General features: G+C 60.3%; 21 protein-coding genes and 2 pseudogenes. 13 read left to right on the top strand and 10 right to left on the bottom strand.

What is annotated here, in order from left to right; genetic code table 11:
* On the top strand, positions 1–992 hold a 992-nt coding region (gndA, locus tag ACQ5BM_RS31820), incomplete at its 5' end, for an NADP-dependent phosphogluconate dehydrogenase (protein WP_429819835.1).
* A 146-nt stretch (positions 993–1138) separates the two neighbouring features.
* Here the strand turns inward: gndA and ACQ5BM_RS31825 are convergent.
* The 6 genes from ACQ5BM_RS31825 to ACQ5BM_RS31850 are packed head-to-tail and all read right to left on the bottom strand — an operon-like array spanning position 1139 to position 5953.
* Positions 1139–2395 (bottom strand): NAD(P)/FAD-dependent oxidoreductase, encoded by a 1257-nt coding sequence (locus ACQ5BM_RS31825; protein ID WP_429819837.1) that lies wholly within the window; start codon positions 2393–2395, stop codon positions 1139–1141.
* A gap of 28 nt (positions 2396–2423) precedes the next feature.
* Positions 2424–3194 carry an amino acid ABC transporter ATP-binding protein gene (locus ACQ5BM_RS31830; protein ID WP_429819839.1) on the bottom strand — a complete coding sequence of 257 codons (771 nt, stop codon included), beginning with the start codon at positions 3192–3194 and terminating at the stop codon, positions 2424–2426.
* A gap of 44 nt (positions 3195–3238) precedes the next feature.
* Positions 3239–3898: an amino acid ABC transporter permease gene (locus ACQ5BM_RS31835; RefSeq protein ID WP_429819841.1), complete on the bottom strand. Its 660-nt coding sequence runs from the start codon at positions 3896–3898 to the stop codon at positions 3239–3241.
* Positions 3899–3909: 11 nt separating this feature from the next.
* A complete protein-coding gene (locus tag ACQ5BM_RS31840; protein WP_429819843.1) occupies positions 3910–4611 on the bottom strand; it encodes an aspartate/glutamate racemase family protein in 702 nt (233 codons plus the stop codon).
* Between the two features lie 15 nt (positions 4612–4626).
* Complete coding sequence (locus tag ACQ5BM_RS31845; protein WP_429819845.1) at positions 4627–5460, bottom strand: transporter substrate-binding domain-containing protein; 834 nt, start codon at positions 5458–5460, stop codon at positions 4627–4629.
* 28 nt (positions 5461–5488) lie between these two features.
* The gene (locus tag ACQ5BM_RS31850; protein WP_429819847.1) at positions 5489–5953 is read right to left on the bottom strand and encodes an Lrp/AsnC family transcriptional regulator; all 465 of its coding nucleotides are present in this window, start codon (positions 5951–5953) and stop codon (positions 5489–5491) included.
* A gap of 115 nt (positions 5954–6068) precedes the next feature.
* On the opposite strand from ACQ5BM_RS31850, the gene ACQ5BM_RS31855 reads away from it, so the two are divergent.
* Complete coding sequence (locus ACQ5BM_RS31855; protein WP_429819849.1) at positions 6069–6998, top strand: LysR substrate-binding domain-containing protein; 930 nt, start codon at positions 6069–6071, stop codon at positions 6996–6998.
* Here the strand turns inward: ACQ5BM_RS31855 and ACQ5BM_RS31860 are convergent.
* From ACQ5BM_RS31860 to ACQ5BM_RS31870, 3 genes are all read right to left on the bottom strand, one after another.
* The gene (locus ACQ5BM_RS31860; RefSeq protein WP_429819851.1) at positions 6989–8740 is read right to left on the bottom strand and encodes a thiamine pyrophosphate-binding protein; all 1752 of its coding nucleotides are present in this window, start codon (positions 8738–8740) and stop codon (positions 6989–6991) included. The two genes, ACQ5BM_RS31855 and ACQ5BM_RS31860, sit on opposite strands and share 10 nt — an antisense overlap.
* Positions 8741–9221: 481 nt before the next feature.
* The gene (locus ACQ5BM_RS31865) at positions 9222–10259 is read right to left on the bottom strand and encodes an IS110 family transposase (protein ID WP_429819942.1); all 1038 of its coding nucleotides are present in this window, start codon (positions 10257–10259) and stop codon (positions 9222–9224) included.
* Positions 10260–10728: 469 nt separating this feature from the next.
* Complete coding sequence (locus ACQ5BM_RS31870) at positions 10729–11754, bottom strand: IS110 family transposase (RefSeq protein WP_429819853.1); 1026 nt, start codon at positions 11752–11754, stop codon at positions 10729–10731.
* A 231-nt stretch (positions 11755–11985) separates the two neighbouring features.
* Between ACQ5BM_RS31870 and ACQ5BM_RS31875 the strand changes: the two are divergent.
* The 7 genes and pseudogenes from ACQ5BM_RS31875 to ACQ5BM_RS31905 all read left to right on the top strand — a co-directional run bounded on the left by ACQ5BM_RS31875 (position 11986) and on the right by ACQ5BM_RS31905 (position 20836).
* Positions 11986–13021: pseudogene (locus ACQ5BM_RS31875) on the top strand (IS110 family transposase).
* Positions 13022–13644: 623 nt separating this feature from the next.
* A complete protein-coding gene (locus tag ACQ5BM_RS31880; protein ID WP_429819855.1) occupies positions 13645–14640 on the top strand; it encodes a LacI family DNA-binding transcriptional regulator in 996 nt (331 codons plus the stop codon).
* Between the two features lie 53 nt (positions 14641–14693).
* Positions 14694–15929 (top strand): ABC transporter substrate-binding protein, encoded by a 1236-nt coding sequence (locus ACQ5BM_RS31885; RefSeq protein WP_429819857.1) that lies wholly within the window; start codon positions 14694–14696, stop codon positions 15927–15929.
* 103 nt (positions 15930–16032) lie between these two features.
* Positions 16033–16947 carry a carbohydrate ABC transporter permease gene (locus ACQ5BM_RS31890; RefSeq protein WP_429819945.1) on the top strand — a complete coding sequence of 305 codons (915 nt, stop codon included), beginning with the start codon at positions 16033–16035 and terminating at the stop codon, positions 16945–16947.
* Positions 16944–17807 (top strand): carbohydrate ABC transporter permease, encoded by an 864-nt coding sequence (locus ACQ5BM_RS31895; RefSeq protein ID WP_429819859.1) that lies wholly within the window; start codon positions 16944–16946, stop codon positions 17805–17807. The genes ACQ5BM_RS31890 and ACQ5BM_RS31895 overlap by 4 nt, the downstream gene beginning before the upstream one ends.
* A gap of 17 nt (positions 17808–17824) precedes the next feature.
* Positions 17825–19744 carry a glycoside hydrolase family 127 protein gene (locus ACQ5BM_RS31900; RefSeq protein ID WP_429819861.1) on the top strand — a complete coding sequence of 640 codons (1920 nt, stop codon included), beginning with the start codon at positions 17825–17827 and terminating at the stop codon, positions 19742–19744.
* 9 nt (positions 19745–19753) lie between these two features.
* Positions 19754–20836, top strand: a complete 1083-nt coding sequence (locus tag ACQ5BM_RS31905) for an ABC transporter ATP-binding protein (protein WP_429819864.1) — start codon at positions 19754–19756, stop codon at positions 20834–20836.
* A 133-nt stretch (positions 20837–20969) separates the two neighbouring features.
* On the opposite strand, the gene ACQ5BM_RS31910 is transcribed toward ACQ5BM_RS31905, so the two are convergent.
* A complete protein-coding gene (locus tag ACQ5BM_RS31910; RefSeq protein WP_429819866.1) occupies positions 20970–21449 on the bottom strand; it encodes a ProQ/FINO family protein in 480 nt (159 codons plus the stop codon).
* A gap of 305 nt (positions 21450–21754) precedes the next feature.
* On the opposite strand from ACQ5BM_RS31910, the pseudogene ACQ5BM_RS31915 reads away from it, so the two are divergent.
* The 4 genes and pseudogenes from ACQ5BM_RS31915 to ACQ5BM_RS31930 all read left to right on the top strand — a co-directional run.
* A pseudogene (locus tag ACQ5BM_RS31915) lies at positions 21755–22243 on the top strand (homocysteine S-methyltransferase family protein); the annotation flags it as partial.
* Between the two features lie 203 nt (positions 22244–22446).
* Positions 22447–23064, top strand: a complete 618-nt coding sequence (locus tag ACQ5BM_RS31920; protein ID WP_429819869.1) for a site-2 protease family protein — start codon at positions 22447–22449, stop codon at positions 23062–23064.
* Positions 23065–23891: 827 nt separating this feature from the next.
* Positions 23892–25040: a mandelate racemase family protein gene (locus ACQ5BM_RS31925; RefSeq protein ID WP_429819871.1), complete on the top strand. Its 1149-nt coding sequence runs from the start codon at positions 23892–23894 to the stop codon at positions 25038–25040.
* 17 nt (positions 25041–25057) lie between these two features.
* Positions 25058–25687 (top strand): SGNH/GDSL hydrolase family protein, encoded by a 630-nt coding sequence (locus ACQ5BM_RS31930; protein ID WP_429819874.1) that lies wholly within the window; start codon positions 25058–25060, stop codon positions 25685–25687.
* Positions 25688–25740 lie beyond the last annotated feature (53 nt).

The following is a 25740-nucleotide window of genomic DNA, read 5'->3' on the forward strand; positions in this document are numbered from 1 at the left end:
GCGGCACGGAAGAGTCCTGGAAGCGGGTCGAAAGCGTGCTGACCTCGATCGCCGCGAAATACGACAACGACCCCTGCGTTGCCTGGCTCGGCGAAAACGGCGCCGGCCACTTCGTCAAGACGATCCATAACGGCATCGAATATGCCGACATGCAGATGATCGCCGAGATCTACGGTATCCTGCGCGACGGCCTGAAGATGTCGGCGAGCGAAATCGGCGAGGTCTTCGGCGCCTGGAACAAGGGGCGCCTCAATTCCTACCTGATCGAGATCACCGAGAAGGTGCTGAAGGCGGCCGACCCGCTGACCGGCAAGCCGATCGTCGACATGATCCTCGACAAGGCCGGCCAGAAGGGCACCGGCAAGTGGTCGGTGATCGAAGCGCAGAACATGGGCGTGCCGGCAACCGGCATCGAGGCCGCGGTTGCCACGCGCAGCATCTCCTCGATGAAGGACGAGCGCGAAGCGGCCGAGAAGATCCTCGGGCTTCCCCAGGTCGGTGACCTCCAGGTGGCCGACCGGGCGGCCTTCCTCAAGGATCTCGAAAGCGCACTGCTCGCCGCCAAGATCGGCGCCTATGCTCAAGGGTTTGCGGTGATGTCGGCGGCGTCAAAGGAGTTCGGCTGGAACCTGCCGATGCCGACGATCGCCAAGATCTGGCGCGCCGGCTGCATCATCCGCTCGCAGTTCCTGGACGAGATCACCACCGCCTTCACCAAGGCGCCGGATGCCGCCAACCTGATCGTCACCCCGGCCTTTGCCGCCATGGTCAAGGAAACCGATGGGGCTCTGCGGCGCGTCGTCTCGGCGGCCGTGCTCGGCGGCCTGCCGGTGCCGGCGCTTGCCTCGGCGCTCGGCTACTTCGACAGCTACCGCCGCGGCCGCGGCACGGCCAACGTCATCCAGGCGCAGCGCGATTTCTTCGGCGCCCACGGCTTCGACCGCGTCGACGGCGCCGACAGCCACCACGGCCCGTGGGGCAGTGGCCGTTAGCTGGCATCCACTTTTTGCGGTTCGAATCCCTTCAAGGCGACGGAATGCCAACCCGCTGCAGTTGGTATAGCCGACAGGAAGTCATGTAGGTTTGATGGCCACGTCCCCTTCGGATTAAATATAGACAAAATCAAAAACAGGCGGTCTCAGTAGCCGAACCGGGCGGGTAAGAACGCGCCTTCCTGCTCGGGTGGCCGCTGTTCGAGAGCATGCAGCACGAGGTCTGCCGTCTTCGGTCCGGAAGCAAGCCCAACATGGCCATGACCGAAAGCGGCTATGATTCCAGAGTGCCGTTTAAGGGAGCCGATCACCGGCAATCCGTCGGGTGTCGAGGGGCGATGACCCATCCAGAGCTTGAGATCCGGTTGCTTTTCTTTGGCGAGATAGGGATAGCTTGCCAGTGCATGAGATTGAAGAACCTCGGCACGCCGCCAGTTCGGAGCTTTCTCTATGGTCGCAAGTTCCACCTGACCGGAGAGCCGCAGACCCATTTCCGTAGGTGTGTTTGCCATCTTTCCGGTACTCGGCATGACCGGGATATCGAACGGAACATCGCCCGAGGTGACGGTGACGTGATATCCTCTTTCGCTTTCCATGGGGATTTTGGTCCCGAACTCGCGCATCAGCCTTTTGGAATGGATTCCCGCAGCCACGACGACGTAATCCGCGGCAAGACTCTCGCCGCCCGTCAGAACGACTCTTGGGGTTGGCGTGGTTAGGATGGAATTAGCGCTCTTCTGAATGAAGCGAACCCCCGCTGTGATCGCCGCATCAACGATACCGGCAACATAGGCGCCCGTATTGATGCAGTGGGCCCCCTTTGTCACATAGGCACCAAAACGGAAATTCGGACCAAGAGCGGGCAAGTGGCGCCGAAGCTCGGATTCGTCCCATTCCTCGAAAGCGACACCGTTCTCTCGCCGTAGCCGCCAGCTCAGGGACTCCGCCTCGTATTCTGCCCGGTCCGGATAGGCATACAGGAGGCCCCTCTGGACAATCAGCTGTCGTCGTCCGATGCGCTCGGCAAGAGCCAGATGACGCTCCGGCGCGTCGTGCAGAAGGCTGTTCAGGTGGCTCGCGATTTTCGCGACGCGGCCTTCGGTCGCCCCCGCCAGAAGAAAGCGCAAGAGCCACGGCGCCAGGCGCGGGATTGATGTCCAGTCGATGGTCAGCGGTCCGCTGCGATCCAGAAGATAGCCCGGCACCTTACGCCAGATCCCTGGGAAGCTCATGGGAATGATCGAGGCTGGACTGATCCAGCCTCCGTTGCCGTAGCTGGCGGCCTCTTCGCCCCCCGGGCGTCCGCCATCGCAAAGCGTTACATTCCAGCCCGCGTCCGCCAGCCTCAATGCCGTGCAGGCACCGACGATTCCGGCGCCGAGAACGATCACATTGCCCGTCATGCTTTTCTATCCGATTCTGGTCGCCCGATCAGGCAAGTCCGCCATGGAAATGGCTGAGGAAGTCGCGCGTTGCCGCTTCGCGCGGTTGGTTAATGACCTGGCGTGCATCTCCCGCTTCGACGACGTAACCGTCCTTCATGAAGATCACGGTGTCTGCCACGTCGCGGGCGAAGGCCATTTCGTGAGTGACAAGAATCATGGTCATGCCCTGTTCGGCGAGCTGCCGTATCACGGCCAGCACCTCGCCCACGAGCGCTGGATCGAGGGCCGAGGTCGCCTCGTCGAAAAGCATCACGTCCGGGTTCATGGCAAGAGCGCGGGCAATGGCGACCCGCTGCTTCTGGCCCCCCGAGAGCTGATCGGGGTGTGCTTCGGCTCGGTCGGCAAGACCCACTTTGGCAAGAAGTTCGATGGCGCGTTCGCGTGCGCTTTTCTTGTCCTGCTTCAATACTGTCACCGGACCGACCATGACATTCTCGACTACGTTCATATGCGGAAACAGGTTGAAGTTCTGAAACACCATGCCCGTGTTCGCTCGGAATGCGGCGAGATCCCTGTCACGCAGGGAGACGTTTCCGGCGGAGAAATCCATCTTCTGATCGCCAATGGCGACATAGCCCGCATCCGGAAGGCAAAGAAGGTTCAGGCTGCGCAGCAGAGTCGACTTACCTGAGCCGCTCGGCCCGATCAGCGCCACGACATGGCCACGCGGCACGATCAGATTGATGTCGCGGAGAACTTCGAGCGGGCCGAAGGACTTCTTCAGCCCGACGACTTCAATCATCAGATCCTTGTCCATAAGGGAGCTCCGGTGGTTTGGCAAATCGGAAAGGGGCTGATAGGTCATGTCTTGCTCCTGTCCTCGAGCCAGTGTGCCGTCCGAGTCAGCGGAAAGAGGACGGCGAGGTAGATCGCGGCGATCAAGGTATAGGTCTCCAGCGGGCGATAAGTCGCCGACGTCACGAGCTGGCCCTGGTACAACAGGTCTGGCACTGCCAGCACCGAAAGCAGTGACGTGTTCTTCAATTGCAGGACCGACTGATTGACGAGCGGCGGTACCATGCGGCGCAGCGCCTGCGGCAGGATGATCTTGCCCATCAATTGCCCGCGCCGCATCCCGATTGCGCGGCCCGCGTCCCACTGGCCTATGTCGATCGACACGATCCCGCCGCGGATGATCTCGGAATAGAACGCGGCGCCATAAAGCGTCAGGGTAAGGAAGGCGGCCATGGGCGGCGAAATCTCCACGCCGGTCAGCATGGGTAGCGCATAGTAGCACCAGACGAGCTGGACCAGCACAGGGGTGCAGCGGAACAACTCGACGACAGCCATCACTGGGACGGTGACGACGCGAAGCCCGGACAGCCTGGCCAGCGCGAAGATTGTGCCGACGAGAACGCCGGAAACCACGGTAAGCACCGTGAAGCCGGCCGTATAGGCGAGGCCCTCCAGCAGGAGATAACGATATTGCCAGAGAGTGGCAAAATCCCATTGGTAATCCATTGGGTGCGACCTTATTCCATCCCGGCAAAGTGCCGTGGGCAGGTTGAACTGTAGAGCAGCCGGCCAAGCGTCAGGACGTCGAAGACCGACATGGCGCAGGCTTGCGCGATGGCGGCTGCAAAGGGGGGCATGTTGGTACATTCGAGAATGATCGCCCCGACCGAAGGATTACGCGCCACGAGATCGCAGGCGACAGATATGACCTCAGCCTCAAGCCCGGCCCGGTCATAGGGTGCCCCGCCTTCGATCAGGGCATGGAAAGCGCCGTTGGAAGGGACCCCGGCGACTGGCGTGGAGGGATCCGCGCCGCAGGCCGAGAGCATTTCCGGCGTCAGATTGGCGCAATCATAGGTGATGACACCCGCCCGCCGTCCGGCGCCGAGGGTCGCTTCCACCAATGGAAGCTGAACCAGGCTCGAAGCGGCCACCGGAACAGCAAGGGCATCGGCTAAGCGCTGCTGATGCAACGCCATGAACCCGCAGGACGTGATGATGGCGCAGCAACCTTCCGCGACAAGGCTTTCACCGGCCGCGATGAAGTCGTCGAGGAGGCCGGCGCCCCCTCGACGGATCACCAGGTCCGGCGAGGCTCCGCTGACGCGTCTGAACTTTACCGGGAAGTCCCACGAGCCGGGATGACCGACATCGCCAGGTGGACGAGGAAAGTCCGTATCCAGCATGATAACACCCAGGGAACGGGCAGGGGCGGACATCGGGGCGACCGGCGACTAGAACTTCAGCGTCGGCGGCAGCTTCGCCCGGTCGACTCCGACGAGCGCAAGGCTATCGAGTATCCACTCGTTCACCTTGCCCTCGTGACGACGGGTCTGGAGCCAATTATCGACGAAATCGCGAAACTCGCCATTCGGATCGCGGCGAACGCCGATCGTCGTCGGTTGGCTGGATTGCGGTTGAGGCACGACGAGGTTGAACTTATCGCCGAGGTTCTTCGATGTGACGACAGAAAGCAGCGCCACCTGGATCAAGGCATCGGCGCGACCCGACTGAAGCGCGAGGATCACTTCATCCGCACTCTTGAGAGCGACTAACGTGCAGTCAGGCAGGTTCTTGCGCGCGAACATGTCATGGGTGGATCCGAGATCGACCGCCACTCGCACGTCGGGCTTGTTCAACTCGTCCCATTTGGTGACTGCAAGATCCTTGCGGGTGAGGATGGTAAAGGTGTTGTCGAGCATCGCGCCGGTGAAATCGACGACCTTGGCCCGCTCGGGATTTTTGCTTAATCCGAACATCATGTCGATCTTGTTGCCTTGCAGGTCCAGGACCGCATTGCCCCAGGTAGTCTCGACCATCTCGAGCTTGACACCCAGATGCTCAGCGAAGTCCTTCGCCAGCGACACGCAGAAGCCGCCCCATTCGCCGGTTGCCAGATCCTTGTGATAGTAAGGTTCGGTCCCTGAGAACACGCCGATCCGCAGTGCGCCGCGCGCCCGGATGGCTTCGAGCGTCGGGCCTTCGGTCGCCGCTCGCACGATATCCCGCGATAATAGGGCTACACTGCCAGCGAGCAATAAACGCTTGTTAAAATCACGTCTGTTCATTGTGGTTCCCCTTTTGGTTGGTTGGCCTTCATTGGGCCCTGACATTGATCAAGCCGTTTTCACGGCTGATCTTGTTGGAAAGCACGACCGAATAGGTGACGCTTTCAATTCCTTCGATCTTCGCGAGCTCCTCGATGAGTGCGTCGAGGTCCTCGAGGAAATTGACACAGACCCGGCACATGATGTTGGCCGGACCGCTGGTCGCATCGGCGGCGAGGATTTCCGGATATCCTCGCAGGATCACAAAGAGCCGCTGCGCCGCGCGGGGCGTGGTTGCGAGGAAGAGGTAGGCGAAGATGCTCTGTGCGAGGAGATGGCGCCCGACGATCGCTCGATAGCCCAGAATGACTCCGCGACGCTCCAGTCGCTCGATCCGCTCCTGGACGCTCGAGCGCGCCAAACCGACCCTGCGCGCAAGCTCGCTTGCAGGTAGCCGCGCGTTCTCTTCTAACATACTGATCAGATTGCGATCGATGCTGTCGCCGTAATCCATGTCAACCTCATATCCATTCCTGTATTAGAATGCAGTTGAATCTCCCCGAGGAAAAACATTGAAAACTCCGTTCTTCATGACTTAAAGTCATCATGCATCCATGGAGGCCTGATGCTTGCGCCGTTTCCTGCCGTCCCTTTCAGCCCTGCATGCCTTTGATGCTTCAGTCCGGCATCTGAATTTTACCCGGGCGGCCGAAGACATCGGCATCACCCAGAGCGGCATTAGCCGACAGATCAGGAATCTTGAGAGTTTTCTTGGCCTTAGCCTCTTCGAGCGCTCGGGTCCGCGGCTCATCCTGACGGAGTCCGGCGCGAGTTATTATGAGGAGGTTTCGCGGCTGCTCGGTAAGCTCGAAGAAGCCTCGATCGACGCTGTGCGCGGTAGAAAGACCCAGGGCATTCTAAAGATTGGGCTGCCCTCGACGCTGATGCGCCGATGGGGAGCGACAGTGCTTACGGCTTTCTCTTCGAGCCACCCGCAAGCATGGTTTGAAGTCTATCCGTGTCGCCATGATCTGGAGTTCGCGACATCCGACCTGGACTTCGCCATTCTCAGGGGGACGGGAAACTGGTCCGGTGCGCGCAGTCACCTGCTGTTTCCGGAGGAGCTGGTCGTCGTGGGTTCGCCGAAACTCCTTCCAGCCGGAGGATTGCCGAGCGACGAAGCGCTGCTTGATTGCTCGCTGATACAGAACTCCGCCCGGCCGAGCCTATGGCTGCATTGGCTGCGCGGCGCCGGCGTAAGTTATAATAGCCGCATATATGGCCCACGCCTGCCGACGACGGACATGATCATTGAGTGTGCACTTCAGGGCATGGGGCTGGCAGTCGTCCCCGAAATACATGTGCGCGAAGAGCTTGCCGATGGCCGGCTCCAGCCAGCGTTCCGCCGGCATCAGCCCTCGGGCGAGAGCTTTTACCTATGCTATCCCGAGTCTCGCATCGGCTCGGATGGTGTCAGGGCCTTCCGCGACTGGTTCCTGGCTGAGTTCCAGCGCCAGAGGCAATTTCTGCCGCCGGCGCCGGATTTCCTTCAGAGGTAGAGCCGTTCACGGGGCCGAAGCTCTAGCGGGTCATCGCCACGCTTCGTGAGCCACGAATATACCGGCGGCACCCGATCCGCGATCGACTCGATATGGACATCAATGAGGCAGGGGCCGAGATCGTAGTCAAAGGCCTCAACGAGTGCCTTGTCCAGCTCCGCTCCTGTTTTGGCTGTCCAGGCTTTCAGGCCATACGCCTCGGCGATCGCTTGCCCTCGCGGTGCGAGGAAGTCAACGCCGAAGCACTGGTTGTGCCCTTTGAGCCGATGCAGGCCTTTGATCCATCCGAAGGTGCCGTTGTTAAACAGAATGAGGATGGCGGGCACCTGCAGCCGGACCAACGTCTCGAGTTCGCCGACGGTCATTCCGAAGGATCCATCACCGAAAAGGCCGATTGGACGCTTGCTTGGATCAGCCCGCCATGCACCTACCGTTGCAGGCAGGGCGGAACCGAGACCGCCGAAAGCGCGAGGAATTGCAAAGCGCGTTTCGCGATCGTTGATCTTCAAAAAGCGCGTCATGTAGGGGGTCGGGGTTCCGGCATCCGAATAGATCAGGGCGGGCCTTCCCGAGGCTTTCAGCGCATCGTTGAACGCTCTTACTGCCCGCTCCGGACGCATTGGGAGCCGCTCATCCGTCAGTGCCTCCTCTGCATGTTTCCAGAAGATACGGCGGGACACGTTCAGTTCTTCGACCCAAGGCTCGTGACGCGAGGGGTCAACGTCGTGCTCCAGTTGCAGCAGTTCATCGAGCACCAGAAGCGCATCTCCCTGGATCGAAAGCAGGTTCTCGTAGTTGTTCGCCATTACCTCAGGTGCGATGTCGATCTGCGCCAGCCGGCGGTTCAGCGTGATCTTGGGGAAGGTCCATCCAATCGTCACGACCGAGCCGATGCGCGATCCCACGAACAGAGTAAAATCGGAATGTTCTAGTGCCCAGTTCGCATGCGGGTGATAGCCGTTATCGCCAATAACCCCGATGGCGAGACGATGATCATCGTCGATGGCGCCTTGTCCCGTCATCGTTGTGCACATCGGCATATTGTATTTTTCGGCAAGTTCGGTGATCAGCTGACCTGCTCTAGCCCGGTTGACACCGCCACCGGCGACGATGAGGGGGCGCTCGGCCTTGGCAATGAGTTCCAGAAGCTGCAGCAGTTTGCGCCGGGGAGGTAATGTGGGATAGGCCGGAAATGTGCGGCATTCCTCTTCGATGTGCAGCGATATCCGCGTCGCGTCGACCTCGGCCAGCAGCATGTCTTCCGGTATCTGCAGATGGACCGCGCCTGGCTTGCCCGAGCAGGCGACGCGGAAGGCGCGGCGAACGATTTCCGGCAGCTTCTCGGGCGATTTGACCTGCACGGACATTTTGGTCACGGGCTCAAAAAGCTTGGCGCAGTCAAGCTCGGTCAGAACCCCGCGCCCCTCGCCGGGCAGGGGGATGTCGATCGTCAGCAGGATGACGGGCACGGAGGAACCGTTCGATTCGGCGACTGGCGGCAGCGAGTACATTGCACCTGCTCCCGATGGGCATTCAAACACTCCGGGCCTGTTGGTGAACCGGGCATAGGCGTCTGCCATGAAGCCCGCGGACCGTTCGTCTCGGGCCATCACATGGCGGATCTTGTCCTCGCGTCCCTGCAAAGCTTCGTAGAGTGGAACATTGGTATCGCCGGGGACGCCGAAGATCGTCTCGACGCCGTAGCCGATCAACATCTCTACCAGAATATCAGCGCCGCGCATTTCGTCTCTCCTGTGGTGCATAGGTACTGACGAGGTTAGAAGAACTGCTTTTCGGTATGTACCCGCGCATTGCCAGATCAGCGCTGTTCCTTCCGGCGATTCGCCGGCCCTGCCCAACGTGGCGTAGGGCTTGCGCTCGTCATTATCGGATGGCGGCGGCGTTCGTTCCCGTTTGCGTTCAAAAGATGGTGTTGTCTTCTCTATTCGGCGTGGTGAGGTCAAGCACCTTCTGACTGTCCGTTGCTATGGGGATTGATGTCTTCGCAGTATCGCGCTTCTCTCCGGGCTCGGCCTATGTGGCCCTCCCATTATGGGACCAGAAGAATGAGGCGGAACAATCTAATCGGCGACCTGATCGCAATAAACGACCGTATCAAGACAACCACGCGAACTCACCCCATCCATCGTCCTGCGAAGGACATCCTTCCACCGGCGGCGGAGTCTTCCTGTCTCCTTTGGTTCTCGTCACCTTGGTTGCTGATTACGCAGCGACAGGCAAGCTCTCCCGTGTCCAGCAGAATTCGGTTCCGTCACTCCACATGCGATGCATGATCACAGCAAGCCGTCGGGCCAACGCGACAACCGCCTTTTGCCTTCCGCGGCGTCTGGCGATATTCATCGCCCAGGCTTTTAGCCACGACCATTTCTTAACGTTTACAAGCAGGACCTGCGCTGCTTCGTACAGCAGGGATCGCATCATCGCGTCACCGCAACAGGATACGCGCCCGACCCGTTTGCTTTCACCAGACTCGTTCAGTTTCGGCGTCAGCCCGAGCACAGAACCGACCGCCTTTGAATGTGCAAACCGGCCAGGAATATCAATGGTTGCCGTATAGGTGAGAGCGACAACGGGGCCGACACCAGGGATCGTCGTCAACCGGCGACAAACGTCATCCTCGCGGACCAAATCCAAAACCTTCTTGTGCAGCTTGGTGAACTCGTCGCGCAGCAGTTTGCGTGCAGCCAACAATGGCTGCATGATTTCGTGTAGATCAGGCCTGTCTTCGACCAGCTCATTGATCCGCTCCTCGAATTTGACCGTGCCGACCAATCCGACTTTCAGACCGAAGTTGCGCAACAATCCGCGAATGTCATTCGCGATGGCGATGGCTTTTTCCTGCAAGAGTTTGCGCGCGGTCAGCAATGCCCGGTGCTTCTGGCTCGTCAGTGTCTTCACATGCACAGGCCGGTAGAGATTGACGCGCATCATCTGGGCTATTCCACGCGCATCGTTGCGGTCCGTCTTATTCGGTTGGGCTTTCAAAAAGGCCTTGGCATGCCTGGTCTCGATGCAGATCACCGGCAATCCTGCCTTGGCAAGTCCTTCATAGAGCCATTGCGACAGTGGTCCGGCTTCAAGACCGATCCGCTCAATCTGCCACTTCGGGTGCTTGATCACCGAGATCAAATCCTCAGGGTGCGTGGCAACCTTCGTCTCCCGACAAATCTTGCCTGTCTCATCAACAATGCAGACCGCGGTCTCTTTCACCGACACATCCAGTGCACAATAGTGTTTCATCCTGCGCTTCTCCCTGATGTTGAGGCTGTTGAAAGACATGACCTCGTTTTACCATCAGCCAGTAGCGCAGCACCGCAATCCACACCGCAATCCACAACGGTCAACGCTGAGACGCAAAGCCGAATATCCCATCTAATCGCTGTGCATAGATCAAGCTTTTTTTGACATGCACAACACCGGCCGGCCGAGCGTCGTTCGACCTGACGAGTGTCAAACTGTGGATCGCGGACCGCTGTTTCGTGTTGCGTTGTTGACGACGTTTGCCGGGAGCACGGTTGTCTGCGCGGTCGATACCTGATCGCCGCATGAAGGGTTTTCGCCGGTGGGATCTTCCAATGTAACGGACGCAGTATGGACGTGGTCCACGTTCACCTGCCAACACCATCTGCGGAATGACCCGACCTACGTCCCGGCAGGGACGTTTCCACGCATCCGATAAGGCGGACGCAATTCAGAATGCCTGGTGAACTCAAGCAGTTATGCCGGCGGACCGGTCAAAAAATTCTCCGGTTGTCAGCATTCTGTGCATTATCACCGATAGCTTGCGCGCCACAGCAACTGCTGCTCGTTTGAAGCCGACCTTTTCTCTGAGCTTCATCCCCCATGCACGAAGTGAACTGTCAGCATGGGCTCGGGTCAGAATCACGGTAGCGGCCTCATAAAGGAGGCCACGCATATGACTATCTCCCCGCCGAGAGATGTGGCCGTCATAGTCAACTTCCCCGGACTGATACCGCCTTGTTGTCAGTCCCAGCCACGCTCCCACAGACCGGGAGATTCGGAAGTTTTTCGGATCCTCTATCGCCGCGACAAAGGAGGCGGAAGTCACCGCACCGACCCCGGGAATGGTCTTCAGTACCTGACATGCGTCGCTCCGCCGTGCCATTGCGACGAGCTGACGATCAAGTTCCGCAGCGCGGCCTCGGACACTACGCCAAGCTTCGAGAAGGGGCAGGATGATCTGTTCCAAGGCAGCATTGCTACCCAACAGATTGCGTACATTCGTGGCAAATACCAAGCCACTACCTTTGGACACGACCAGGCCAAACGTCTTCATAAGTCCACGAATCTGATTGGATAGCTCCGTCATGATCCTGATTAACTTGGTGCGCGCGGTCACCAATGTGCGGATAAGCATGCTGTCATAGCCCTTCACGCGTACCTCACGGTAGAAGCCGACCTCAGCCAGCTGTGCCAAGCCGTCGGCGTCCTTGGCGTCTGTCTTGTTCGGTGCCATGTCGAGCGCGGCCTTAGCATGGCGAGCGTCGATACAGATTGCCGGAAGCCCTTCTGCACTCAGAGCATGATAGAACCACACAGACAAAGGACCGGTCTCGAACACCACCCGCTCTGCTGCCGGTGCGCGATGGCGGATCACCTCTGCGAGCAGCTTCGGATCGGATGGGCATTTGCCGCGCCAAATCCTCTCGCCGTTGCGCCGAATAGAAATCGCTGTCTCTTTCAGTGACACGTCGAGGCCTATATATTCGCTCATGGTTGTTCTCCAATTGATGTTTGGGCCCGGCATCCAGTCGTGAGCCCGTATTCCCATCTTATCGGGGAGCAACCACCTTGCTATTCGCCCCGGGGTGGCTCGCTCCCGCGATTACCCCATGTAACGGGCTGACCCGGCCCGCCAGGTTTGAAGGGCGGGTGGTCGTCCCTCACAATGATGGTGTGGCGGAGTCAGGAGTGGCCTGCTCCAGAGCATCACGGAGAGACGACCATGAAAGAGTATGCGGGCATCGACGTATCATTGGAATACTCGAGCGTGTGCGTGGTGGATGCGGATGGCCGCATTGTGCGGGAAGCAGATCCTCAGCGAACCGGATGCGCTGATCGCCTGGTTTGGCACGCACGGCGTGGCGATGGAGCGCATTGGTCTGGAGGCCGGTCCGTTGTCGCAGTGGCTGCATGCCGCGATGGTGAAAGCCGGTCTTTCGGTCGAGCTGATCGAGACGCGTCACGTGCGTGCAGCCTTTAAGACGATGCCGGTCAAGACCGACAAGAAGGACGCCCGCGGCATTGCGCAGTTGATGCGGCTTGGCTGGTTCCGACCGGTCCATTGCAAATCTCTTGCCGCCCAGGAGGTGCGTGCGCTGCTGACTGCCCGCAAGCTCATTCAGGGTAAGCTTCACGACATCGAGATGAGCATCCGGGGCATCCTGCGCGGCTTCGGCCTCAAGGTCGGGCCGACGACACGGCGCACTTTCGCGGGGCGCATCCGCGCGCTGATTGCCGGCCATTCGACCTTGGAAGCGATCGCGACGGCACTCTTGAAGGTGCGCGACGCGCTGGTGCAGGAATTTGCAGGTTTTGAGCGCACGCTGCGCGCCATCGCCCGCCAGGACGACAACGCCCTTCGGTTGATGACGACGCCCGGCGTTGGCGTCCTAGTGGCACTGACGTTTGTCGCGGCCATCGATGCGCCGGAGCGCTTCCGCTCCTCGCGCGCGGTGGGGCCGCACTTCGGATTGACGCCGAAGAAATATCAGTCGGGCGAGACCGACCATAGCGGGCGCATCTCGAAGATCGGCGATGGCAGCGTGCGCACCGCACTCTACGAGGCGGCCCACGTCATCCTGACGCGACCGGTCAAAGGGTCCGATCTGAAGCGCTGGGCGTTGGCGGTCGCCAGACGAGCCGGTCCCAAAAAGGCGCGCGTGGCGCTGGCCCGCAAGCTGGCGGTGGTGTTGCATTGCATGCTCAGGGACGGAACCACCTTCATTGCTCGTAAGGTAGATCCAGCCCTGACGGCATGATCGAAGGAGACGACAAGACAGGCGTTCGGACGGGCACAGCCATCCGCCCTCCGCAGCAAGGTCCCTTCGTCGGGACGATGGATGGGTTAGGCCGCTATGCGATCAGCAGCACGCGATGATCGCATAATGTATCGACGGGAATGTGCGGTACAGGGCAGGCTCCTGCTATGCCGCTCTATCAAAAGGGTGGGTAGGCGCCGACTTCGCCATTGTCTCTATTGTTCAAGCCGGACGCCAAATTAGTCACCGAAAAGAACGCTTACCGCGCGATCCGCATCTGGCCAGTCCTCTTGCCGTCCCGGCCCGTCTGCGGGGCCGTCCGTTGCCCTTTTGACAGGCTGCTGGCCGGTATTGATCTCCGCTCAGAAGGTGTGATGGCAAGAATTAGTGTCGGCGGACTTCGCACCATAGTCCGGCGACGTCTGCGCAGCGGCGAGACGCAGCGCCCTGCCAGAACGGCGGGCGAACCGCAACAAAACTTCAGTTAAAGCGACACGTGATAGTGCTAGTGATTTGAACGAAAATTTTGAGAAAAGGTTTTCTCACATTGACATTCGAGCTGCGCAAAGGTTTTCTCATGTCGAATTGGACGGGAGGCCGAACTGAGCAACCAACGCACAAGAATGGCACGGACGACGATCCATGACGTCGCTCGCGCCGCCGACGTCAGTGTCTCCACCGTCTCTAAAGCGCTGAATGGCAGTGGCCGGATGGCAGCCGAGACGCGCGCCCGCATAAAGCAGGTGGCCGAGGACATCGGATTCCGTCCCAACGCGCTCGCGCGCGGTCTGCTCTTCAATCGCTCGTTCACGATCGGCCTTCTGACGAACGATACCTATGGTCGCTTCACGCTGCCTGTCATGGCCGGGGTGTCCGAAGCGCTGGTGGACAAGGGTGTCTCGGTGTTTCTCTGCGCAATCGAGGACGATCCGGCGCTTGGCAAGATCCATGTCGATGCCATGCTGGACAAGCAGGTGGACGGCATCATCGCCACGGGCAAGCGCATCGACCGCTCACTCCCCGTCGATCTGTCCGGACTTCCGGTTCCGGTCGTCTATGCCTTCACCGAGGGAGCGCCTGGCAGCGTCACCCTGACCTCGGACGATGCGCAAGGGGCGGGGCTTGCGACGGACTGGCTGCTCGGCCTCGGCCGCCGTCGGCTGGTGCATGTCACCGGACCGCAGGATTTCGCCTCGGTGCGCGAGCGCTCCGCGGCGTTCCGCGTCCATGCCGGCGCTGATGCCGAGGTCCTTTGCGGTGTATGGGCGGAGCAGTGGGGGCACGAGGCCGTCGCCCGACTCTGGGACAACGGCGATGAGAAACCGGACGGTGTCGTCTGCGGCAATGACCAGATTGCGCGCGGTGTGATCGATGCCTTGCGCGAGCGCGGCGTGCGGGTGCCGCAGGACGTCTCCGTCGTAGGCTTCGACAACTGGGAGATCATGGCCGATCAGGCGCGCCCGCCGCTGACCTCGGTCGACATGAATCTGAAGGAACTCGGCAAGGAGGCGGGGCGCACTGTGCTGGCGCTGGCCGAGGGCAAGCTCATCGAGCCGGGGCTGCGCAAGCTGCCGTGTCGGCTTGTCGTGCGGCAATCCTGTGGAGGCGGGAGCGCCTGATTTCAAGTGAGGAGACGGGAGCGTTGCAGACGTCCCGAAATGAGGAGGAAGTCATGCTCAAGAAACTATTGTCCGCGACATGCCTGTTTTCTGTCGCGATGATATCCACCGCTCAGGCGGAAACGATTTCCATGTGGGTGCGCTCGGGGATCGGCGATTCCTTCAAGGAAGTGGTCAAGGCCTACAATGCCAAGGGGGGCGATACGGTTGAACTGACCGAAGTGCCCTTCGCCGAACTGGTGCAGAAATATGCGACCGCAATCGCCGGCGGCCAGGCACCCGACGCCCTGTCGCTCGACCTGATCTATACGCCGGCCTTTGCCGCGGCGGGTCAGCTCGAGGACATGACCGACTGGGCGAAGTCGCTGTCTTACTTCAATTCGCTTGCGCCGGCCCATGTGAAGCTCGGCACCTTCGAGGATAGGATCTACGGTCTGCCGCTGTCGGTCGAGACCTCCATCTTTGCCTGGAACAAGGAGCTCTACAAAAAGGCCGGGCTCGATCCGGAGAAAGCACCGGCGACCTGGGAGGAAATCACTTCCAATGCCGAAAAGATCCGCGCGCTCGGCGGCGACACCTACGGCTTCTATTTCTCAGGCGGCGGCTGCGGCGGCTGCATGATCTTCACCTTCACGCCACTCGTCTGGGGTGCTGGTGCCGATATCCTGTCGGAGGATGGCAAGACGGCAACGCTCGATACACCGCAGATGCGCAAGGCGGTCGACATCTATCGCGACCTCGTTGCCAAGGACACGGTTCCGGCGGGCTCGGCCAGTGACAATGGCGTCAACTTCCTGTCGATCACCAATGGCAAGATCGGTCAACAGAGCCTGGGCGCGTTTGCCATCGGCACGCTGGTCACCCAGCATCCCGAGATTGACTTCGGAGTGACGCTCATCCCCGGCGTCGACGGCAAGCCTTCCTCCTTCGCCGGTGGCGACAATTTCGTTGTGACCAAGGGGACCGCGCGGCTCGATAACGTGAAGGCCTTCCTGGAATACATCTATTCTGTCGAGGGCCAGAAGATCATGGCCAAGTTCGGTAGCCTGCCGACCCGTTCGGATATCGCAGACGAGGTGCTGGCTGGCCTCGACCCGCGCCTCGGTGTCGCCATGAAGGCGGTGTCAGTCGCCAAAACGCCCTATACGCTCCAGTTCAACGACCTCATCAACTCGGCGAATGGGCCGTGGGCAACCTTCATCAACGCCGCGATCTACGGCAATAATGTTGACGGCGCCTTCGCCGACGCGCAGTCGGAGATGCAGTCGATCATCGACGCGGCACCTTAAAAAAGTGCCGAGCGGGACGGGCCTCTCTCTCCCACCCGAACCGCAGGAGGAGCCGCAAGGCTCCTCCTCGAACCACCCAATCGAAGGCGAACGTACCATGAGGATGACCCTTGCTGCATCAAGGCTGCCACGTGCGCGGCGAAGGCGAAACAGATCAGGTCTGTCGGGTCTTCTCTACATTGCGCCGGCGATGGTGCTGGTCACGGTGTTTTTCGTGATCCCCGTTCTATTCACGCTTTGGATGAGCCTGCACCGCTGGCCGCTGCTCGGCACGCCGCGTTGGATAGGTCTCGGGAACTATACCCGCATGCTGACGGATGCGCGCTTCTTCACCGCTCTCGGCTTTACGGCGCATTATACTGTGGTGGTCACGATCGCCATTTTCGCGGTCGCCTTTCCCCTGGCCTTTTTTGTGGAGAAGCAGAGGCCTTTCGTTTCGGTCTATCGAACCATTATCTTCCTGCCCGTCGTGGTCGGCCTTGCCTCAGCTTCGCTTCTTTGGGTGTGGCTCGCCAATGTCGATAGCGGACTGTTTGCGCCCCTGTTCCAGGCGCTTGGCCTGACGGCCGGCCGGGTGAATCTGCTTGCCACCTTCGACATGGCCTTTCTCACCATCATCGTGATGGTGGTCTGGAAGATCGCAGGCTTCACAATGATCATTCTCTTGACTGGCCTGCAGGCCATCCCGGCCGAACTGACGGAGGCTGCGCGTATCGATGGTGCGCGCCGCTGGCAGCGCTTCCGGTACCTGACGCTACCCCTGATGCGCCGCACGTTGGCGCTGGCGCTAATCCTGTCCATCACGGGATCCATCCTGGCCTTCGACCAATTCTACATCATGACCTCAGGCGGGCCGCAAAACCGCATGATCTCCGTGGTCTACTACATCTTCAACCAGTCCTTCGTGTCCTTCAACCTCGGCTATGGCGCGGCGCTGTCGATTGCGCTGCTCGCCATTCTCGTTGCCATCAGCATCGCGCAGCTCTGGCTGCTCAAGGTCGGAGAAGACCGCCCATGACAACCCGTCAGGAGATCCGCGCCCGCAAGGCAATTTGGAACCGCATTGCCTATCACGGCGTGGGTATCGGAACGGCCTTCTTCTTCCTTGCTCCATTCCTGGTCAGCTTCCTCGCCTCGTTCCGGTCAAACAGCGAAAACGGGCAGCCGCCTTTGCCGCCATGGCCAACCTCCGGCGTCAGCATCGACGCCTACCGGGCGCTTCACGGCTTCGGCTCCGGTGTGTGGCAGCACACCGTCAATTCGCTCGTCGTATCGCTGGGCACCGTCGTCCTGACCGTGGTGGTCAGCGTGCTCGCCGGCTACGGTTTCTCGCGCTACCGCTTCCCGCTGAAGAACGCGCTCTTCGTGCTGATCATCGCCACCTTGATGATCCCGTTTCAGTCGATCCTGACACCGCTTTTCATCATCCTGGCTAAGCTCGGCCTCAATAATTCGCTGTTCGGGCTGATGCTGATCTATGTGACGCTGCAATTGCCCTTCTCGGTCTTCATGATGCGCAACGCTTTCGACGCGGTGCCCAAGGAGATAGAGGAAGCCGCCCGGATCGACGGCGCGCGTGACCTGAAGCTGCTTGTCCGCGTGCTGATGCCGCTGGTCATGCCCGGCGTGGCGACAGTGTCGATCTTCGCCTTCCTCAACGCGTGGAATGAGTTCTTGGCAGCCCTCGTGCTTCTGTCCAGCAACGAAAACTACACGCTCCCCGTTCTGATGACGGCGGTGCGGGCGGGGCGGCTCGGGGCCATCAACTGGGGTGCCGTGCAGGCCGGTGTCACCGTGATGGTCGTGCCCTGCCTTTTCGTCTTCCTTCTTCTGCAACGCTACTACATGCGCGGTCTGATGGCCGGCGCGGTGAAATGAAAGAAAGAGAGCCCATCATGAAGACCCGCAAAGATCGCCAGTTCCGCCCCGTCGCCGTTCCGGATGTCGAGGTCGGGGGATTCTGGGGCACATGGCAGGATGCCGTCTGCCAGTCGACGGCCGAAACACTGCTCGACCGCTGCGTCGAAGCAGGCATGGTCCAGGCCATTGACGTGGAGCAACCAAGCCCCGGTATCGTCATTCCGATCCTGGACTGGGGCGGCTCGACGCAGATGTTCTGGGATTCCGATCTCGGCAAGTCGATTGAGACCATTGCCTATTCGCTCTACCGCAAGCCGAATCCAAAACTCGAAGCGCGTGCGGATGCCATCATTGACCTCTACGAAAAACTGCAGGACAAGGACGGTTATTTGAACGCCTGGTTCCAGCGTGTTCAGCCGGGCCGGCGCTGGACGAACTTGCGCGACCACCACGAACTCTATTGTGCCGGCCATTTGATCGAGGGAGCGGTCGCTTACTTCCAGGCGACGGGCAAGCGCAAGCTGCTCGACATCATGTGCCGCTACGCCGACTATTTGATCGAGGTCTTCGGCCACGGCCCGCAGCAGATTGCCGGTTACGACGGCCACGAGGAAATCGAACTGGCGCTGGTCAAGCTTGCCCGCGTGACAGGCGAAAAGAAGTATCTCGACCTGTCGAAGTTCTTCGTCGACGAACGGGGAACGGAGCCTCACTTCTTCACGGACGAGGCACTGCGCGACGGTCGCGATCCGGAGGACTATATCCAGAAGACCTACGAATACGGTCAGGCGCACCTTCCGGTTCGCGCGCAGACGAAGGTGGTCGGTCACGCCGTGCGGGCGATGTATCTCTATTCGGGCATGGCGGATATCGCGACCGAGTACAACGACGACAGCCTGACGGATGCGTTGGACGTGCTTTGGGATGACGTCGTCACCAAGCAAATGTACATCACCGGCGGGATCGGCCCGGCCGCTTCCAACGAGGGTTTCACTGATTATTACGACCTGCCGAATGAAACGGCCTATGCCGAGACCTGCGCGTCGGTGGGGCTGGTTTTCTGGGCGAACCGGATGCTCGGTCGCGGGCCGGACCGGCGCTATTCAGACATCATGGAGCAGGCGCTCTACAACGGCGCCCTGCCAGGCCTTTCCATCGACGGAAAAACCTTCTTCTACGACAATCCGCTGGAATCGGCAGGCAAGCATCACCGTTGGAAGTGGCACCATTGCCCCTGCTGCCCGCCAAACATCGCTCGGCTCGTCACGTCGATTGGTTCCTACATGTATGCAGTGGCCGATGACGAGATCGCCGTGCATCTCTATGGCGAAAGCACCTTGCGCTGCACACTCGCCAACGGCGCCGATCTGTCTTTGAAGCAAACCACGAATTATCCGTGGGAGGGAAGTATCGCCTTCAACCTTGATGTTGCAGCCCCGGCGCGCTTTGCGCTTTCGCTGCGCATTCCTCAATGGGCCGAGGGCGCGACGCTCAGCGTTAACGGGCAAATGATGGATCTCCGGACGATCGCGGCCGACGGCTATGCCCGCATCGAGCGCGAATGGACCGATGGCGACAGGGTGGCCCTGTTCTTGCCGCTCTCCCTGCGGCCGCAATATGCCAATCCGAAGGTCCGGCAGGATGTCGGACGCGTTGCGCTGATGCGCGGACCACTGGTCTATTGCGCAGAGGAAGTCGACAACGGCAGCGATCTGAATGCGATCATTGTCCCTCAGACGCTGCCGCAGACTCGCATCGACGTGCTGCACGACCTCAACGGAGCGATCGCAGTTGATCTCGCTGTCGAGCGGGAAGATGCCTGCTCATGGGGCGAGGCGCTCTACCGCGCGGCGCCTGCCGAGCGCAAGCCGGCCTCCCTGCGGTTGGTGCCCTATCATCTCTGGGACAACCGCGCGCCGGGCAGCATGCTCGTCTGGCTGCAGGCCGGAAACTAGGACGGACTCATGACGAAGGAAGCACGACCCACAAGCCTGACCCTCACGGATGTGCGCAAGAGCTATGGCAGCCTCGCGGTCATCCACGGTGTCGACCTGACGATCGGCGAGGGCGAGTTCGTCGTCTTTGTTGGGCCTTCCGGTTGCGGGAAATCCACGCTCTTGCGCATGATCGCGGGGCTGGAGGAGGTGACTGACGGCGAAGTTGCCATTAAGGGCCGCGACGTCACCGATCTCGACCCCTCGGACCGCGGCATCGCCATGGTCTTCCAGTCATATGCGCTTTATCCACACATGACGGTGCGCGACAATCTGGCCTTCGGCCTGAAGATGTCGCGCACCGACGCGGCGGAAATCAATCGCCGTGTTGGCCAAGCCTCCGCGATCCTGAAGATCGAGCATCTACTGGACCGGCGGCCAGGCCAGCTTTCCGGCGGCCAACGGCAGCGTGTCGCGATCGGTCGAGCCATCGTTCGCAAGCCGGATGTCTTCCTATTCGACGAGCCCCTGTCCAATCTCGACGCTGAACTGCGCGTTTCGATGCGTATAGAGATTGCCCGGCTGCATAGGGACCTCGGCAACACGATGGTCTACGTGACGCACGACCAGACTGAGGCCATGACCCTTGCCGATCGCATCGTCATCCTGCGCGATGGCCGCATCGAGCAGGTCGGCACGCCGCGGCAAGTCTACGAAGACCCCGCGAACACATTTGTCGCCGGGTTCATCGGCTCGCCGCGCATGAACCTGCTGGAAGGGACATGGAGCGAGGGAGTTGTCCGCGTCGGGGACGCGCCGTTGCCTGCACCGGCGCTTCAGGCGACGCTCGCCGATAGAACGCCGCTGACCTTCGGAATACGGCCGGAGCACATTCAGATTTCGACCGAGGGTGTGGACGGTCTGCCCGCCGTCGTCGAGTTCAGCGAATATCTCGGCGGGACCTGTTACATCTATTGCCGACTTGCCGAAGGACAGGTCGTTACTATCGAGAGCCGGGGAGATCTGCAGCCTGCAAGCGGGGACCGGATCAGGCTCGAGTTTCCCCCCGTGCGGAGCTTCTTATTCAACACAGACGGTGTGCGTGTGCGGTGACGCCTGGCACGTTCGCAATAAAGCGGGGGTTCAGACCTTAAGGAGCCCATTCATTTTCATGATGGATCGGTCTCAGAAAGCGGCGGTCGCTGTCGGGGGCGAAGCTGCGAAGTAAACAGACGTGGCTATCTGCCTAGCGCGGGTTTTCCTTCCTTCTCAGAAGGGCGGTCTGGATCGCCTCTGTCTTTGTCGGTTGGGCGGGCGATGTCGACGTTGGTTTGCTGGATCTATAGCGGGCCTGGAAGCCTTCATACTTCCGGAGCGCATTCAACCGGTCGGCCTCCGAGACACGCTCGACCGGCTCGCCATTGATGTTATGGCGGACCGACCCGGCCCGCGCCACAGCGATCTGATAGCTCCGTGAGTGCACATAGGTTGCCATCGCCCTGCGAAGAGCCGAGACGCTGATGTCCGGTTTCAACAGCGGGCGAATGTCATTCCAGAGCCCGAGCGCAAAGGGTCTGACCGGGTCGCCAATATTCGCCGGAAGGACCGCAATTGGCCGGGTGAGAAGAGCGTTGATCGCTTCGGTTTTCGCGACCTCTCGTTCGCGCGCCAGAACAGGTCCAGAGCGCGTTCGGGCAGGTTTCGTCGCGTCCGCTTTCTGACCCATCGCAGCCCCGTCGATCCAGCGTGTTCCTTTAAGGGTACGTTATTCGAAGGCACGAACCAACGACATCGCCCTGAATTCCAAAGCGTCTATAGCGTATGTGCCGGAAAGTGAAATGCCGCAAGCCACAGCACACCTGTGCCGTGGAGAAGACGCGCGGCACTAATGATTTCAGTAGTGGGCGGCGAGTCCTTTTCATCCCATCGGTTGCATACGAGGACGAGCAGTTGTCTAGCTACTGGTGAGATCCGGCGTTTATTGATCTCTCTTGTGTAATCTCGGGCTCTCGCACAAGTTTACTCACGGCGATCCTTACCGGCCTATTCCGCAACCGTGACGAGCCGGAATGGTCGGCGCTCGCGCTGATGGAAAGGCCTGAGATCGTCAGGCGCGTGCATGAGGAATTCATCACCGCAGGGGCGGACGTCGTTACCACGAACAGTTATGCGCTGGTGCCGTTTCACATCGGCGAGGAACGATTTCGCACCGATGGCCGCCGGCTGGTTGCTCTTGCCGGCCGCCTGGCACGCGAGGCCGCCGACAGTGCGAAGGATCGAAAGGTACTCGTCGCTGGATCGCTGCCGCCGAGCTTTGGCTCCTATGAGCCGCAACTGTTCAGACCGGATCTGGTACAGGATTATCTCGGAGTCTTGGTGGAGGAGCTCGCCCCGCATGTCGATGTCTGGCTTGGAGAAACGCTGAGCCTCGTGGCGGAAGCCGAGGCCGTGCAGCACGCGGTGTCGGGCAGCGGTAAACCCTTCTGGATTTCCTTCACGCTTCAAGACGAGCCGGGGGCCGAGTCGAGGCCGGCGGCTGAGTTCAAGGCGAAGTTATCGAGACAATTTCCGCACCGGGCTTGACGCCGCTGAACTCACGCTGCCGTATTCTTGGTGCCAATCGGCTCGCTGGTCAGCCACAAATCACGCTGCCTTTCTTCCAGTGCCATTTCGTTAACATATCACCACTAGTCAGGTCGCAATTGACGTCGGACGTTGGGGCCATGAGCTTTTCCGAAATATTGCTGGTGTTTATAGTATGCTTGGCGATGTGCTTGTTTGTGGGAACAGTAGTGCACGAGCTGGGACATTTCTGTGCTGCGAAATGGTTTACAAGAATCCTTCCGACGCGCTTGCAATTAGGCGGTGGACCCCCCGTTTTTGTGCGGGAAGGAGCCATCCGCTTCGTGGTCGGCTGGTTGCCCTTAGGCGGCATGGTCGCTTATGCGGGTGAAAAGGGCGAACCCCAGGTTCCGGCCACGGCCGTTTCCTGGGACGAGGCAACGCACAACGAGCGACTGGTCGTGGCCGCGGGAGGCCCGCTCTTCCATGCCGCGTTGTTCCTGACGGCTTTGGGTGCACTATTGTTCGTTTCGACCGACGCGCGCGGGCTGATTTGGGTTTCGATTGTCGTCAATTGCATTGGTCAGGTCGCCCTGGCCTTGCTGTCGTTGAACCTGCGCAATGTGTCGGACGGCGGCCATATCTACCGTGCCCTCCGTCGTCTACCTGCGGCCCATTCGCTTGGGGCATGGCGATACATTGCCGTCGCGATGTGGGTCGCAGCGGTTTTGAGTGGGGCTCTGATAGCAATGAACGCTGCGATGGCTTGGCACGAATAGGATTCTCCCCTCCGCGACGCGAGACGTCAGCGCGAAATTCGTCCATGCCCTGTAACCGGGATGCTTGAAACATCGGTTGACGGCCGAGGAAGTTGGCGCCTTTTGGAGCGCAGATGCTCTTCTCCAATTACGTAGTCACCTTGTTCCCGAGACGTTCACGTTCTGGGTCAAAAAGATGGACGGACCCGGCCCCGCACGTTTGAGGCCGCCATTCCACTCCCGGGATGATTTCGCTTCGAGTTTTAGAGTTGGTCAATTCAAGGACACCGTAATCAGTGTTGCGCTCCCACATTCCCGCAGCCGGCTGGTCTGTGATCGACGTTCCATCGACAAGCGGGAAAGAGCTTCTCCATGGAGACTACATTGGAGGTTCTCACGACCCGGCGGCGCCGTCGTGAGGCTCATCGTGAATGGCCGACGACGTCAAGGCGAGAATCGTAACTGAGAGGTGAGCCCGGGTGTGGCGGTGACTGCAATAGCGCCGCGCTACGGCCTGGAGGCCAATCACCTTGGTCGTGGCGAACACTGGCGCGGGAGGGGAAGTGGGTTCGAAGCCCTGTTTGCGGCCTCGATTGGCGTGCTGTCCAGACGAGAACGCTGGCCTCTTTTCAAAAGATGATGGCCAACAAGCAGAGGCTGCAACACGTCGGATCTGTTCGGGACCCGGCAAAGACGGCATCCTGCCTTAGAGCAGGAGGCATTCTGTGGGCTATCAGGCATTTTGCGCAATCTGTCATACATATTTGACAACATGGCTGATATCTGTGTAAATTCACATAAGACAAGTTGGCGCGACTAAATCGCGTATTTCGCATATCGGAGGACCAATGATCATCACCGACGCCGAAGTGCGGGTTTTCCGCACGACCACACGCCGCCACTCGGATAGTGCTGGTCACGCGCATCCAGGTCCGCCGCATCAGGTCGAGCAGGCGTTGCTGACCATCCGCACAGAAGACGGACACGAGGGTCATTCCTTCACAGCGCCAGAAATCGTCCGGCCGCATGTTATCGACAAATTTGTGAAAAAGGTCCTGATCGGAGAGGACCATCGCGATCGCGAACGGCTTTGGCAGGACCTCGCGCACTGGCAACGCGGCTCAGCAGCGCAGCTCACCGATCGCACCCTTGCCGTGGTCGATTGCGCGCTGTGGGACCTTGCAGGGCGAACCCTGAAACAACCTGTATACAAGTTGATCGGAGGATACCGCGACAAGGTGCTCGCCTACGGCTCGATCATGTGCGGGGACGAACTTGAGGGTGGTCTTGCAACACCCGAGGACTATGGACGTTTCGCCGAAGCGCTGGTCAAGCGCGGCTACAAGGGTATCAAGCTGCACACCTGGATGCCCCCGGTGAGCTGGGCTCCCGATGTAAAGATGGACATCAAGGCATGTGCGGCCGTGCGCGAGGCGGTCGGACCGGATATCCACCTGATGATCGATGCCTTCCATTGGTACTCTAGAACAGACGCGCTTGAACTTGGGCGCGGGCTCGAAAAACTTGGCTTCGACTGGATCGAAGAACCGATGGATGAGCAGTCGCTTTCGTCCTATAAGTGGCTCGCAGATAATCTCGATATTCCCGTGGTCGGCCCGGAAAGTGCAGCCGGTAAGCATTGGCATCGCGCCGAGTGGATCAAAGCCGGCGCCTGCGACATCCTGCGCACCGGCGTCAATGATGTCGGCGGTATCACCCCGGCACTGAAGACGATGAACCTTGCCGAGGCCTTCGGCATGGAGTGCGAAGTGCATGGCAACACCGCCATGAACCTGCACGTTGTGGCCGCCACCAAGAACTGCCGCTGGTACGAGCGTGGCCTGCTGCACCCGTTCCTCGAATATGACGATGGGCACGACTACCTGAAGTCGCTGTCCGACCCCATGGACCACGAGGGTTATGTACACGTGCCGGATCGAGCCGGTCTCGGCGAGGATATCGACTTCAATTTCATCGAAAACAATCGCGTGCGCTGACGGGCAGGGAAGTGGTGATGAAGACCGTTCTTGCCTTCGGAGACAGCCTGACCTGGGGCGCCGACCCGGCGACGGGCCTGCGCCATCCGCCGGAAGGGCGCTGGCCAGAAGTTCTCGGCGAAACACTCGGCGGCCGGGCAAGGGTCATTTCGGAAGGACTCGGGGGCCGCACCACCTGCTACGACGACCATGCGGGCCCGGCATGCCGCAACGGCGCCAAGGCGTTGGAGGTGGCGCTCGCCAGTCACATGCCGCTCGACCTCGTTATCATCATGCTTGGTACCAACGACATCAAGCCTGTCCATGGCGGGCGGGCAGAGGGAGCCGTTTCCGGCATGCGCCGGCTGGCGCAGATCATCGAGACCTTTCCCTACAAGCCGAAGGCGGCAATACCCAAGCTTCTGATAGTAGCGCCGCCCCCCTGTTCGTCCGGTCCCGATGGAAACACGTCGGCGGGTCGCAGCGTGGCCGAATCCGAACGGCTGTCTCCGCTTTACCGCAAGCTCGCGGATGAGCTCGGCCACCGGTTCTTTGATGCCGGCTCGGTGACGCGGGCGTCCACGACCGATGGCGTTCATCTCGAGGCGGTGGATACGGCGGCGATCGGCCGGGCGCTCGCGGCTCCCGTCGGCGAAATTCTTGGCTGATCTGGCCTTCGCCTGTGGAGGAACAGGCCGGCGCATCTTGTGATAGGAAGGTC

It is taken from the genome of Ensifer sp. B1-9, from assembly GCF_050474445.1.
Classification (GTDB): domain Bacteria; phylum Pseudomonadota; class Alphaproteobacteria; order Rhizobiales; family Rhizobiaceae; genus Ensifer.